Origin of the sequence: Pseudomonas sp. R3-57 (assembly GCF_051132065.1) — a bacterium.
Lineage (GTDB): Bacteria > Pseudomonadota > Gammaproteobacteria > Pseudomonadales > Pseudomonadaceae > Aquipseudomonas.
Window position 1 is genome coordinate 5,274,180 of the sequence record NZ_CP071655.1, and the last position, 13,764, is coordinate 5,287,943.

The 13,764-nt window shown below is 53.2% G+C and carries 12 protein-coding genes; 2 read left to right on the forward strand and 10 right to left on the reverse strand.

The annotated features are described in order from the left end of the window. Window positions 1-3: 3 nt before the first annotated feature. Window positions 4-2,079 (forward strand): hypothetical protein, encoded by a 2,076-nt coding sequence (locus tag J3P93_RS23795; RefSeq protein WP_434592510.1) that lies wholly within the window; start codon window positions 4-6, stop codon window positions 2,077-2,079. Between the two features lie 1,512 nt (window positions 2,080-3,591). On the opposite strand, the gene J3P93_RS23800 is transcribed toward J3P93_RS23795, so the two are convergent. The 10 genes from J3P93_RS23800 to J3P93_RS23845 form a co-directional block, all read right to left on the reverse strand. Beyond that, a complete protein-coding gene (locus J3P93_RS23800) occupies window positions 3,592-4,377 on the reverse strand; it encodes a hypothetical protein (protein ID WP_434592513.1) in 786 nt (261 codons plus the stop codon). 564 nt (window positions 4,378-4,941) lie between these two features. Continuing rightward, window positions 4,942-6,048, reverse strand: a complete 1,107-nt coding sequence (locus J3P93_RS23805; RefSeq protein WP_434592516.1) for an endonuclease NucS domain-containing protein — start codon at window positions 6,046-6,048, stop codon at window positions 4,942-4,944. Window positions 6,049-6,085: 37 nt separating this feature from the next. Further along, on the reverse strand, window positions 6,086-6,214 hold the full coding sequence (locus J3P93_RS23810; RefSeq protein ID WP_434592519.1) for a hypothetical protein: 129 nt from the start codon (window positions 6,212-6,214) through the stop codon (window positions 6,086-6,088). A gap of 155 nt (window positions 6,215-6,369) precedes the next feature. After that, entirely contained in the window at window positions 6,370-7,251 is an 882-nt protein-coding gene (locus J3P93_RS23815; protein WP_434592521.1) for a glycine betaine ABC transporter substrate-binding protein, read from the reverse strand. A gap of 53 nt (window positions 7,252-7,304) precedes the next feature. Further along, window positions 7,305-7,973 carry an ABC transporter permease gene (locus J3P93_RS23820; protein ID WP_434592524.1) on the reverse strand — a complete coding sequence of 223 codons (669 nt, stop codon included), beginning with the start codon at window positions 7,971-7,973 and terminating at the stop codon, window positions 7,305-7,307. 2 nt (window positions 7,974-7,975) lie between these two features. Next, window positions 7,976-8,974 (reverse strand): ABC transporter ATP-binding protein, encoded by a 999-nt coding sequence (locus J3P93_RS23825; RefSeq protein WP_434592527.1) that lies wholly within the window; start codon window positions 8,972-8,974, stop codon window positions 7,976-7,978. Next, entirely contained in the window at window positions 8,971-9,660 is a 690-nt protein-coding gene (locus J3P93_RS23830; RefSeq protein WP_434592530.1) for an ABC transporter permease, read from the reverse strand. The genes J3P93_RS23825 and J3P93_RS23830 overlap by 4 nt, the downstream gene beginning before the upstream one ends. A gap of 310 nt (window positions 9,661-9,970) precedes the next feature. After that, the gene (locus tag J3P93_RS23835; protein ID WP_090281320.1) at window positions 9,971-10,966 is read right to left on the reverse strand and encodes a GlxA family transcriptional regulator; all 996 of its coding nucleotides are present in this window, start codon (window positions 10,964-10,966) and stop codon (window positions 9,971-9,973) included. A 142-nt stretch (window positions 10,967-11,108) separates the two neighbouring features. Continuing rightward, window positions 11,109-12,083 carry an alpha/beta hydrolase gene (locus J3P93_RS23840; RefSeq protein ID WP_434592533.1) on the reverse strand — a complete coding sequence of 325 codons (975 nt, stop codon included), beginning with the start codon at window positions 12,081-12,083 and terminating at the stop codon, window positions 11,109-11,111. Window positions 12,084-12,119: 36 nt separating this feature from the next. Continuing rightward, window positions 12,120-13,013 carry an amidohydrolase family protein gene (locus J3P93_RS23845; RefSeq protein ID WP_434592536.1) on the reverse strand — a complete coding sequence of 298 codons (894 nt, stop codon included), beginning with the start codon at window positions 13,011-13,013 and terminating at the stop codon, window positions 12,120-12,122. Window positions 13,014-13,302: 289 nt separating this feature from the next. Between J3P93_RS23845 and J3P93_RS23850 the strand changes: the two genes are divergently transcribed. Continuing rightward, window positions 13,303-13,665: a DUF6124 family protein gene (locus J3P93_RS23850; RefSeq protein ID WP_434592539.1), complete on the forward strand. Its 363-nt coding sequence runs from the start codon at window positions 13,303-13,305 to the stop codon at window positions 13,663-13,665. The last annotated feature ends 99 nt before the right edge of the window (window positions 13,666-13,764 follow it).

Genomic DNA, 13,764 nt, shown 5'->3' on the forward strand with positions numbered 1-13,764 from the left:
AAAATGAAAAAGTTTTCAGAAAACGTATACGACATTAGTTACATCGGTAGTTTTGGCCGCTTCTCGTCAGGAAACTCTTTTCCTATCGACTATGTGCAAGCTTCATTCACGGCGGCCGACTTACTCGATTTAAGTTTCGCACGAGAGCTGCACCCAGATGGGCAAGACTTTGAATTACTCATGCAAAGAGATATTGATCACGAACGTGTCTTACGCGATGTAGTTCCTTATCTCAACCCAACAGAAAGGTCAGACCAAGAGATTAAAGATAGAGCAGTCTTCTTCCCCCCGCTCCTTGTAGCAATAGTGCCAGTACAAGATAGAAAGATGCAGCCCTACTACCCGGACGAAGTGGTTACTGTCGATACGACACTGGGTAGCGTGACCCGTGAGTGGCCGAGACAAATAAAACTTGACTTCTTTACCGACGAAAGCGGGACCAGCTATTCCCCTAGCTTACTTATAAATGGAACATTACAAAAAGTTGCGTTACAGCGCTCCCCTGTAAAACTTTCAGTCAGGAGTCCGAAAGGTAATGAACAAGGTGCGAAACTTGTAGTGATAGACGGCCAACACCGCCTCGCCGCATTGCGCTACGTGTACGAACGAAAAAGTGAGTTATTAGAAGGCGTTTGCGTACCTGTATGTATCTTATTCCCCCCAAATAGCACCCAAGCCCATAGAGAGTTATTGGGAGACAAAGAGGTACTAACGGTCCACTCAGTGTTCAGAACACTATTCGTCGACGTTAACACCACCATGCAACATGTTGGTGGTCACTTTAATATTCTGCTATCTGACTCTTCAATTAGCGGGATAATTTGTCGAAAATTCTGTGATGGCATCCTGAAAAGCCGGGGAGAAGAGTCTCTGGCCCAAATTGAGTGGAACATCAAATCCAAGAAAGAATCAACAATAATCAAACGCCCTTATTCCATCACCAGCATCGGCATACTAGACAAAGCACTTACAAAAATATTCTCCGGCGGCTCTGTCAGAAACAACAAGTCAATACTATTAGCTTACGCACTAGCACTCTCCGAAGTCGAAGAGCAACTTAACCCTCAAGACAACGATTCCGATGATAATCGTGACGTTGAGTGGGAGCGTTTTTCGCTAAATCAAAAAAGAATTATTGAGGCACAAGTTGTAAAACACTTCGTACCTTGTTTAGAGGAAATCTTTTTTGGGCTTGACGGATTCAAAACATTATCGGAGCAATTTACCACTCAAATAGCCAAACTGAGAACTGAACGAGACTCGTCAAGGAACCCGACACAGCACACTGCTGCACTGACACAAATTCTCGAATATAAGCCAATCGACGATGATAAGTATCACGAGTCAGCAAAAAATATATACTCTGAGTTTGAGGAGTCTTTGCGGTCATCTAATAAAGACAACGTCGTATCATTTCTGCAATATGCAATAGTACAACGAGGGATACTAGAAGCCTGGAGCGTGGTATTAGACCGATGCAAAGATCTCGGCATAGCACCAATAGACGCGACCAAAGCTTTCATTCCAATTTTGAACCATGCATTGCGGGAAGATGGAGAACTTTTCAAACCGCATAAAAAGTATATGCAGTATACCGTCTGGGAGGCAATCAATATAAAGCCAACGGAAGACTCAAAAACAGCTATTTCCAATTGCATATTGACTCTTTTCGCAACAGACGCTATCGCATCCGACTTTGCAGTATCAGTATCACCCGCCGACTCTGAAAAATTGCGCGACCGGCTACACCGCTTAGGATGTGAGCGCGCCGGATTATTTATGAACCAGTACCATGATGCTCGTCAACGGTACTTTATGAAAACATATCGAGTCGAGTTTGCAACGCTTGATGACGAAGAGCGCGCACTACTTATAAGTTTAGAAGAAGAACATAACAGGCAACTGCAAGCCGTACGGCATAAGCAAATACCTCAAGATGAAGTGAGCAATGACTTTCTCAAAGCAGTTGCCAAGCATGTAAATCGAGATGTGCAGGTTGCGATTGCGGATTTTAGAAGCGCCTTCGACTACGAGTACGGAATTGCCATTGATTCGTCCGTTGAAATAGAAGGTGAATAGTGACTCTTCTTGAGGTCTCATTAGCTTTAGGAACGCCACTCGACGAAGTGGCGCTTGAGCTTTCCTATTGCTTAGACACTGTTAAGCCAACGTCGCTAACACTGGTAATTTCGTCATCAGAAAAAACAGGGAGGGAGTTTTTTCTTGAATTGATTGCTCTCGGCATCGCACCTACATGCACTTATATTTCCGAGTGTGCGATTTCCAACCTAGATCTCGCCTGTATTGCAATATTACTAAATATCGATAAACCCTTAATAAATACGTATCGCTTTCAATTCGAAAGCACAAACCTGACCAAGATAAAACCATGGAGCTTGACCAATATCGTAACACAGCTTAGCGCGCCAGAGACTCAGCTGCGGCAAAGCAGTTTCGATTGGTTCGTTCAGTCTACGAAACATCTAAAGGTCTCGATAGATGACTTTACCGTCTCAAATATCTCAGAGATCGTCAGAGAAGGAATGATTGCACTCGGCGCAATTTTCCGATTTGAAGAACTTCGAACAGATATAGGCTCCTGCTCGCTACCATTAGCAGCACAGTCAAGCTCTCACATCGTGTCGTCGACGATAAAAGGCGCTATAAAATACGCACGAAACCTTCATTCATCTAAGTCAATAGCTTTTAGTGAACTTAGGCACTCACTAGAGCACTTAGCAGACGGCGGTTTAGCCGCAGATGTTTTTAACAACTCTGCCCTAGACTTGGTTTTATATCGAAAACTTTTAGTCTGGCAGTCTAGTCTCCACTTAGCCCTGGCAACCTCATTATCTAAAAGGGAAGGTAGCTCGAATTTATCTTTGCATCACTGCACGCGATGTATTGAGTGTTACCTTACTGGAATATTATCAGCTAGCAACAAATTATACTTAAACCACAGAGGTGTCGTGCACTACACGCATGATTCGAAGCCAGTTCAAGGCGTATCAGGTTTACTTGCGCTATGTCCTGAACCGGTACCTTCTGCTATAAAAGACATCGTCACTTGGAGGAATAAATCTGAGCTCGCTCATGGTATGCAGCGATGGAACTCTGCCACTGCACTCCTAGCCTTATCCGAAACAAGGAACTTCATCCACACCATGGACTTAAAATACTCACAAGGTGAATTCCTTATCCATCTACGGAAAGCTAATTCACTAAACGTTTCTGAAGCAGTAGAGTCTATAATGACAATGACCAAACACAGAATTAATGATTACTTAATTAACGTCAGATAGCAGCTATCGCTCACATCAAAAGAGCTACATATACATTTTTTATTGAGCCTCAAGGGGCTACATCGCGCTCACGGCGCATTAATCTATGACCTACTGCTTGGCGTATTTTGGCGGGTCTTGCACATTGTGAGGTAGCCGCCCCCCCCCCTAAGAACGGAGCGGGCGCCGCCGAACAATGGATTAATGAAAAATTCTATGCGCTACCTGGAGCTTGATGGTCTCGCATCCTGATTGGTGATTAGCGTTCAGTGGAGTTCGTCTTATTGACAATTTTAGTCAGCGCCTTATTTTAAGCCGACGCCCCTTGATTTCTCCTACTTTCGAGGTAACCGTCAAAGAGTTCACGCTGGAAACTTTGTCGATGTCTCTCCACTACATTGCCTCGGTATATTTGCAAGCCGTGATTATCCACGAGCTGCACCACTCCTTCAGGAAGGGATAAAGCGCCTACCTGATGCGCAGCATGAAGCAGGGCAAGATTGTTGAAAAAGAAATCGGGCTGGTTGCGTACGACTGCAAGCATTTGATTTACCGTTTTGTCCAAAGGACGAATCTTCCTATACCTGCCGCCAGCATATTGAAGGTCCAAACTTAGAGACTGCGAATTTTCGGCGAGAAAAAAATTATTTAGCTCTGTAATTGAATGCCGAATAAGCTTATCCGGTAAGGCTTGGTACCCTTCAAATTGGCCAAAAAATCTTGCCTCGCCGTTTCCCGACACGGACACGACTAGCTCGAATGAATGAGGGATCATGTAGGGTTGGATATTTTTATCCTTCATTCTCAGAACCCTAATCAATTGCCTCAGCCGACGAATATGGCCATCTTCCGTATCCTGCTTGCAGTAAGTCGTGAGCCGGCGGCAGAGCCCCTGGCTCTGGACTATGCCCGCCATATCCTCAAGCTTCAATTGCCCCGAATCATGTATAACCACCAATCCGCGTTTGCACTCAAAGCTGAAAACCATGCAGGTTTGGACACCTCCAGTGAATACTCCTAAGACATCGGTATTATCCTTCTCGATCACGGCAGCCGCGTCCTGTCCGATTTCAATAAACCCCTGAAGAGATTGCAATTCATTCGTCCCTGTAGATGTAAAGACTGAGGATTTTGACTCGGGTAAATTTCGGAGTCTACTACTGGATAGATTTAAAATCTCGTTGACCTCATCCCTGGTTCGGATATTTTGAGACATAATCAAGAGAGCGTTGCTCCTGAGACGATATACTGGTGAGCTGTTCACTTGAGACCAGAACGCCAAGCCCTCCTCCTATCCAAGCAAAGACTTATCTCTAGAAGGTATTCCAATTGGTATTCCTACGAAATAATAAAAATGGAAAACCTTATATAGAACAATGCACTAATGAAACAATTCAAATTACCCCGGCCCACCAACTCGATGAAGAAGACGCCTTAGGGCGTCTTTTTTTTTGCCTGAAATTCAGTAAAATCGCAAGCTCTAACGCTTTGCGGTCTGAGATTTTTCGAGCTCCAGCCATTCGGGTAGAGACCTCCCCCATAAGGAGGTTGATGGAGCCTAAGCGAGCTTTTATCTGGGCTGGGTAATATCTCTGCGCGCTGACCAAAGCGCTGCTGGATGATGCGCTGAACTCGAATCGACCCCAAAGCTTGGCCGCCGCTACACAACCTCACCAGCGGCCATATCGTTGAATTGAGGAAAACGCTCCTTCAATCGCTCGATAGTTGCTCGCCACTTAGGCGTCTTGGGCCGGCAAACCGTATTTTGATTCCCGAACATTCCGATCTCACGAACCGCCAGGCTAACCGGAACGGTTTGTAGCCATTGGACCGGGACGAAATATTCACAGTGCTCAGGGTCATCAATGAATTCGGCGTGATAGTTGGCGCGGACCGCGACTTGCATCACCGGCCGCTCCTCGCCATCCTTCATCACCCTGAATTCACTTGCTGCGACAGCAGGGCCAAGCACGCGACCAACCCCCACATAACCTTGCTGGGGAATATTGATCCACACACGGTCCTCCGCGGACAACAGCTGGAGGGTCTTGCTGTACCAGGAACCCCCACCGCCGGATATGAACCCGAACTCCACAGCATCGACCCATGAGCGTGATTCCGAGTCTCCAAATGAGCAGTAAAACTCGCCATTCCAAGGCTCACTCAGCCCTTGGCTGGCAGACGCGGCATTCACTTGGGTCTGCACTGGATCAAGCAGCCAAGATCTACTCAGCAATTGCTGCTCGCCTGCCTGAAAGACCTGGAAGCAGAGCACGTTGATAGGGATGTCGCGCTTGCTAAGGTATTGCACGATCCGCTCGCTACTCGCATCCAACTCTGTGGCGACGATTATCAACTGATGGCTGGCATTCAATTCATCGTCATCCAGCACGCGACCGAAACGTGTTTGGAAATCGACAGAGAGGCTTTGCCCTGGACGGAAACGTTGATAAATCGCAGCGATATCGCTTTCGGTCAGGCCATCTACCCAGGCGGCGTAATCGAGTGTTTGAGCAACCACCTCGCGAGGGGTGCGGTCTCGTTTGAGCTCAATCAGCACAAGGCTGCCGTCAGGCGCGACAGCTAGCAGGTCGATGCGCCCACCCGCATCTGTAAGCTCTTGCCGTCCTATGAGCATCCATTCTTCGGACAGGATACTCGGCGAGTTGACGATCATTTCCTCTAAAAGCTGCTCAGTTGGTAATTGGCTTTGGTACAGCTTTTTTGGTGCAGAGCCAACGGTCCAAACGTCGGTTTTGATGGGCACGGAGCATTCCTTGATCGCTATGGTAGGCGGTAGTGAATCATGGATCTGAAAGACTTTGATAGCTGTTCTTCGGGCTCGTCAAAGCCTGGCCAATACCGTCATCCGCCTTAACACTTGCCGCCACCAGCAAAAACAAGCACGCCACCAACTTTTTATTCAATCGCATGGGTGATTCTCCGTATAACGACGGGCGAACGGAATGAGCTCATGCCCCAAGGCTCTTGGGATAAGCACTGCAAACAAGGAGGATTAAAACGGGCCAGCGAGGTCTGGTTGCCCCGATATCCTGTAACCGATGGCTAAACCGCCATCGCAGCCTAACTAGAGCAAATTGTTCTGTTGCAGGAATTCTTTGGACACCCCCTCAATCGATTCCCGCCCCACATCCACCCGCGAATTAAGCCCAGCAATCGTCTCATCATCCAATTTGGAAGCCAGACCATTCAACAACTCCCCAACCCTCGGATTCCCCTCCAGAACCTCAGTACGAATAACCGGCGTCAACGCATAACCCGGAAAGAACCCCTTATCATCCTTCAACACCAAAAAACCAAACGCCGGAATCCGTCCATCCGTCGACAGCACCAACGCCAGATCCACCTGACCATCCTTAAGCGCCTGATAAGTCAGCCCGCCATCCATCCGCACAATGTTCTTGCGCTCGAATTCAAACCCGTACTCCTCCTGGAGCGGACGCAAGCCATCGGGCCGTGAGAAGAATTCAGCATTCGACGCAAACTTGTACGATTTGCCCGCTTCGATGTTCTTCGCGAGATCAGTGATCGAGACGACGCCGTCCTTTTCCGCGTCCGCTTTGCGCATGGCCAATGCATAGGTGTTATTGGCCTTGGACGGGTTCAGCCAGGTGATGCCCTTTTGCGCGTCCAGTTCGCTGATCTTCCTGTAGGTTTCCTCGGCGCTGAGTTTGTCGGTGATTTTGTTGTAGGTGATCAGGGACGTGCCGGTGTATTCCCAGTACACATCGACCTGTCCGTTCTCCTGCGCGGCGCGTAATACCGACGAACCCAGGTCCGCGCGTTTATCGACTTTGTAGCCGTTGGCGCGCAGCAGTTGTGCGGTCATTTCGGCGACCAGTTGCTGTTCGGTAAATTTCTTGCCGCCGACTACGATTGTGCTGTTGGCTGAAGCGCTGCCGATTACGCCGCAAATGAGACTAAGGCTTATGACCAGACTGGCGAGCATTCGATAAATCATCGTGCACCTCATGTTGTTGGTTTAGTGAAGGGTGTTCAGATTCATTGGCGTCCGGCCATTCGCAAGCCTCGGGACACTGCGATGTGTTGAATCACGCCGCAGCCGAGGTCGACGGCGATGGCCAGGAGCGCGGTCGATACGGCGCCGGCGAGCATCATGCTGAAGTCGTTGAGGTCGATGCCGGTGAAGATCAGCTCGCCCAGTCCGCCGCCGCCGACCAGGAAGGCCAGTGGCGCGGTGCCGACGTTGATCGCCAGTGCGGTGCGGATGCCGGCGAAGATCACGTTCAGCGCATTTGGGATTTCGACTTTCCACAGCGTCTCCCGTGGCGTCATGCCCATGGCTTCGGCCGCTTCGACCAAGTGCTGCGGTACCGCGCGCAAGCCTTCGTAGGTGTTGACTGCGACGGGCAGCAAGGTCGCGACGAACAGGCCGATGATGGCCGCGCCGCTGCCGACGCCAATGAAGCTCATGGCCAGGGCCAGCAGTGCGAGTTTGGGGATTGCCTGCCCGACGTTGAGCACTTGCATGCTGGCCATGGCGTAGCGCTGGTTCGCCGGTCGGCTCATCCACACGCCCAATGGAAGCGCAATGGCGATGGCCAGCACTCCGCTGACGGCGACGATCTGCAAGTGCTGCAGCGTCAGGTAACTGATGTCGCCCCAGTAAAACTGCAACCCCTGCCAGAATCCGATGAGCAAGTCAGGCATGATCAGTTCACCGCCGGGTTAATGTTTTCAACCAGTCGCGCCAGGATGTCAGCCTGGTGGACATAGCCGACAAAGCGGCCGTCGCTGTCGTTGCACGATGCCCAGTCCTGGCCGCGGCCCAGCAGTTGCGAGAGCACCTGGCGCAGGTGGTCTCCAGGCCGAACGATGAGATGCGAGTGCGCAGCGATGCCGCTGCTGCTGCCGACGATCTGCATGTGTTCGCGCGGCGCGATCTTGCTGACGACGTCCGCCGCGCGCAGCAGGCGCAGGCGTTTCATGATTCGGTCGCCGCCCATGAAGTTCGCCACGAACTCGCTGTTGGGCCGCGCGAGCAAATCATCCGAGCTGCCGAATTGCTGGACTTTGCCGTTGTGGAACAGGGCGACGCAGTCGGCCATCTTCACCGCTTCGTCGATGTCGTGGCTGACGAACAATACGGTCTTGTTGACGAGGCGCTGGATGCGCATGAATTCGTCCTGAATCACTTCGCGGTTGATCGGGTCGATGGCGCCGAAGGGTTCGTCCATCAGCATTACTGGCGGGTCCGCTGCCAGGGCCCGCGCCACGCCTATGCGCTGCTGTTGACCACCGGACAGCTCGCACGGGTAGCGCTTGAGGAATTTCGCCGGGTCCAGCGCGACGACTTCCAGCAACTCTGCCGCACGCTTGCGGCTTTTGCTCTTGTCCCAGCCCAGCAGGTTCGGAACGACGCAGATGTTTTCCTCAACGGTCATGTTCGGGAACAGGCCGACTTGCTGGATCACGTAGCCGATCGAGCGTTTGAGGGTGACGCTGTCCAGTTCGGAGGTGTCGCGCCCGTTGATTCTGATCGTGCCGGAAGTCGGTGTGATCAGTCGGTTGATCATTTTCAGCGTGGTGGTTTTGCCACAGCCCGACGGCCCGAGCAGTACGCAGATCTGTCCTTCTTCGACGTTGAAGGAGACATCTTCTACCGCCGTGATAGCGCCGAATTGCTTGTTCAGGTTTTCGATCTGGATCACGTCGTCGCTTCCTTCATTCGGCCGGTGGCCAGTTTGTTCTTGTTCAAGCCGTTTGGCGTCAGCAGGCGCTGCAAGCCGTACAACGCATAGTCGGCGGCAATGGCGATGACGCTGATGACGATGGCGCCGGCCAACAACTGGCGGGTATCCGATTGGGCGATGCCGCGAATGATCAGGCTGCCCAGGCCGCCGGCGCCGATGTAGGCGGCAATGGCGGCGATACCGATGTTGATCACGGTCGCCATCCGCACGCCCGCCATGATCAGCGGCACCGCAAGCGGCAGCTCAACCTTGCGCAATCGCTGCCCGGTCGACATGCCCATGCCGATCGCAGCTTCGCGCAGCGCCGGATCAATGTTGGCGATCGCCGTGGTGGTGTTACGGATGATCGGCAATTGGGCGTAGAGAAACAGCGCAATGACCGCCGGCACCACGCCGATTCCGTAGCCGATTTGCGACAGCGCCGGAATCATCAGCCCGAACAGCGCGGCGGAGGGAATGGTCATCAGCACGGCAGCGAGGGCCAGGACCCAGCGACGCGTCCTCGGGTGCTGGGAAATGGCGATGCCGACAGGCACGCCCGTCAGAATCGCCAGCCCCACCGCTATCGCCACGATGAGCAGGTGCTGGCCGAGCAGCAGACTGATCAGCCCGCCGTTTTCCAGAATGAAACGCAAGGTTTCCATGAGGGTTGTGCCTTCTGTACGTCATTGTTGTTTTTATCCGGCGCGCCTCTGGATTGAACGCCGTGTCTGGAAAGACCTTACCGCGCCAGTGCGGGCACTCTGAGCTGCGGGCTCGACGTTTTCTATCAAAAAATCGACGTTACGCAGACAACTAATCCGCTGATCAGCGCGTTGGGTTCAGGGCAACAGGCGGGTCGCTGGTGACAGACGTGTACGGTAATACGCCAGCCAGACGGGTCATTAGCCGGCTAAGGGATTCGCCGACTGGAGAGATTCGAAGGTTTTGCGCGGATACATTCTGTAAACGAAATCAGGAGTGAGCATCATCAAATTTCCGCCGTTCCTCTCCCGGCGTGCAGCCCCAGACACGACGGTAGGCAGCGCCAAGATGGGACGCCGAAACGAACCCGCAACTGTAGGCAATCGACGCGATGGGCTGGGTGCTCTCACGCAGCAATCGGCGTGCTTCGTTCAACCTGAGCTCCAGATAGAACTTCTTCGGCGTCCTACCAAAGTGCTGATGCCACAGGCGCTCGAGTTGGCGATGGGACAGATTGCAGCGGTCGGCGATTTCTTCGATGCCAACGACGTTCTCCAGGTTGTTCTCCATGAAGGCTATCGCAGCAGTCAATCGGCGATCATGAATGCCGAACCGCCACTGGATCGACATGCGCTGATGCTCTTCCGGCGCGCGTATCCGCGCGTGGAGAAATTGTTCGGCGACACTCGCCGCAAGCGGGTTGCCAAAATCGAGCGCGATCTGCGCCAGCATGAGGTCGATGGCCGCCGTCCCGCCAGCGCACGTCCAGCGGTTGTCATGGTTGACGTACAGCTCCCGGGTGACCTCGATCGTGGGAAATTCTTCGGAGAACTGACCGAAGGATTCCCAATGCAACGTACAGCGTTTGCCCTCCAGTAATCCGGCGCGGGCGAGGATGAACGTACCGGTGCTCAGTGCGCCGACGGTGATCCCGCGTGATGCGGCACGTTGCAGGTAGCGCAGCATTTTCGGTGGTTTCTGATGTTCGGTATCGAGGCTGGCCAGGACGAATACACGATCCAGTTCTGGCGCCTGATCGACGGCCACGGTTTGAATTTCGATGCCACTGCTGGAACTGACTGGTCCGCCCGCCTCCGTGAGCAACGTCCATTGATAAAGCGTTTTGCCGGACAACCGATTGGCCGCACGCAAGGGCTCGCTGGCACCCGCCAGGGCCATCATCGAGAACTGAGGAAGGATGAGCAGCCCGATTCGCTTGGTTGTACCGTTATTCACAGACGTCGCTGAATCATGGGGGGCTGTCATCGCCAGATCCTTTCATGGGGGCCAGCCGTTTGAGCGAACGGCTTTGACCCGCCATGTTAGGGGTTGGACACGCATCCAGCCAGATTGAAACTGCGTACTGCTTTTACCGAAGTGCGCAGACAAATCAGAACGCTGCCCGGGATCAAGATCGCGTGCGGATGGCTTCGTCGATGCTCTTGATCATCAACTCAAACACCGGATTGCCGGCCTGATTCTGCTGACCATGTTGCATGTGCGAAATGATCAGCGCATTCGGGCCGGCATCGCCCGGATAGTTCTGATGAAGGCGCACAGACTCCGACGGCATGTGCAAGGTGTTGTCGGCGCCGTGGATGATCAGCGCCGGCGGGAAGCCGTTCGCACCTTCGATGGACTGCTCGGGGTCGTATTGCACATAGGACTTGTAGGACTTCGCCGTCACGTAGGTGCAACCCGGCCAACGATCCGCGCCGCCCGCTTCGGTGTAACCACCCAATTGCTGGTCAACATACGCCTGGGTTTCCGGGTCCAGCGGGTAGTAACCGAGTCGGGTCTCATCGGTGCCGGTGTCAAACGGCGGAATCGGTGCGTCATCGGCGAGTTGCTTGATGGCCGCATCAGCCGCCGCCTGATCAGCGCGCAAGGCCTGCAATGCGCGAATGTTGGTGTAGCTCATCGGCACCCAGAAGCGGATCTGTTCAGCGCCGTCCGCGGCCAGTTCAGCAACAGCTCCAAGGCTCGCCACCGAACCCATCGCCCATGATGCGACCACCGGCATCTCACCGAAGTTTTCGCGCGCCCAGGCAACGGCGCCGAGCACTTCGTCTTTCTGGTCTTCGAGAATGACGTGGGTGATGACCTTGTCGCCCGACTCAATGGTGTTACGGATGTGCTTGTTGGAAAAGAAACCTGCTACGTCATAAGTCATGACGCGATAACCCAGAGCCGCGAGGGCGCGACCGAACAGTTGGCCGTACATCGTGACCCCGCCGGTGAAGCCGGAGTTAAAGATTATCGGTGGCAGTTTTTGCGACGCAACGTCGTGTTGTTCTGGCTGAAACAGCATGCCTTTGAGGCTCAAGGTTGCATCGTTGTACTTGACGCTGAAGTTGATGCTTCTTGTTGTAATGGTCGTCATTTGCGGGTGATCTCGAAGTGAGAATGTGGGCGTAGCTCAACTTACCAACCGGCCAAATGTTCCTCGCAGAAGTTGGCCAACAGGAATTCGGGTCGCTTGGGAAACATGCAGTGCAACGGCATCGACAAAATCGAAAGCCCTGTGCGGATCAAACAGATCGGCATACGCAACGCCTTTGTTGTCGGTGCCAACATGCGGCGCATCCGTTGCTTCAAGAACGATCTTGTGCGCGCCGACGGCGCTGATGATTTGCGTCACGAAGCGAGCTGTTTCCTCGGGCTGAATGCAGGTGCGATAGCCGGGTCCCTTGAACCACACATTTCCGCGGGCCCTGGCTTCGGCAAGTAGCGCGATGTAAGCCGGCTCGGTGCTGTCACGCTCACGGTGACAAGTGCCCAGATGATCGATCACGACCTTCACAGCGCGAGGGATCTGGCGTAATACCCGCAGATTCGTCTCGGCTTCCTGTGCATAGATGTGCAGATGCTGGTGCGGTTGCAGGCGGCTGTAGAAAGCCGACCACTGCCCATCGCTGTATTGCCTGATGGAAACTTTTTCCGGCGGTGCATCGTGCAGAACGATCCGCGCGCCCACTATTTGAGGGTGCGAAAGGCGTTCGTGAGTGGCATAGGCAGGTTCTGCCTTGATCGTCCCCACTAACGTGACGCCCCCGTAGCGCTGAGGGTCGGCCGCCTGGAGATTCTTGAGTTCAGCAAATGAGGCGAATACGTTTTCCGAGTCCGGCAAGATACTTAAATGGACGTTGTTAAGAAGCGTCGGTGCAATACCGGCATCAATCAACTTGTCCAGATAAGCCGTCAGCGAGTGCGGCTCAGGTAATGCATAGGGCCGCGAACCGGACACCCGGCGCAGGTCTTGCGAAGTAAAAAAATGAACGTGACTGTCGGTTCTTTTGATCAACGGCAGCATGATTAGCGCTTCCTGCTTTTGTGCGAAAGACAATAATCGGCGGCAGTGTTTCGTCGCTCCCGTCAACTCGACGGGTACTATCAAAATTCCGCCATGCGCGTTTTTGGGGGCTGCAATGTCTCGCTCCCCTTTCCTACAAAAAAACCATCCTAGGACTTTTCCCTCAACCCGCGTCGACTCTCATGAACTAGCACTCCCTCCCCCCCGCCGTTACCCTCCTCCACTCCTGCCATCCAGCGGACGGTCTGGCAGTTGAATCGCTGTGCATGTTCACCCACGGAGCTCCATCATGAAGAAAATCACCCGGCTCACGCTGGTTGGCCCGACCTCGGCCGATGCGCTGACCGCCAGTCCTGTCACCCCCTCCACTGCCACCCCACGCCCCGAAGCGCCAATCCGCCGGCGAGCATTGCCGCTCAATCAATTGATCAGGGTGCGTGACGATGTCGACACGCTGACCTTGCTCAACCATGCCAGCGAGATTCTCGATTCCCTCGTGGCCATCAGCGCCACGTTTGCCGATGAGTTCGACGGTTCGAAATATCATGTGGCGGTGGCGATCAAGCAGTTGAGTGCGATGGCGGAGATGCTGGTTTGCCGGGCGCGGGACAATCTTGATCCGTCGGCTGCCGGGCCGGAAACCCGCCATTGAGCCGGTAAGGCGCGCTAATTTCCAAAGCCTGGGGACCGCGTTGTCAGCCACCCATCGAGATGAATTTTTATTCACTGCTCCTGCGCGGCCAACCCTTGT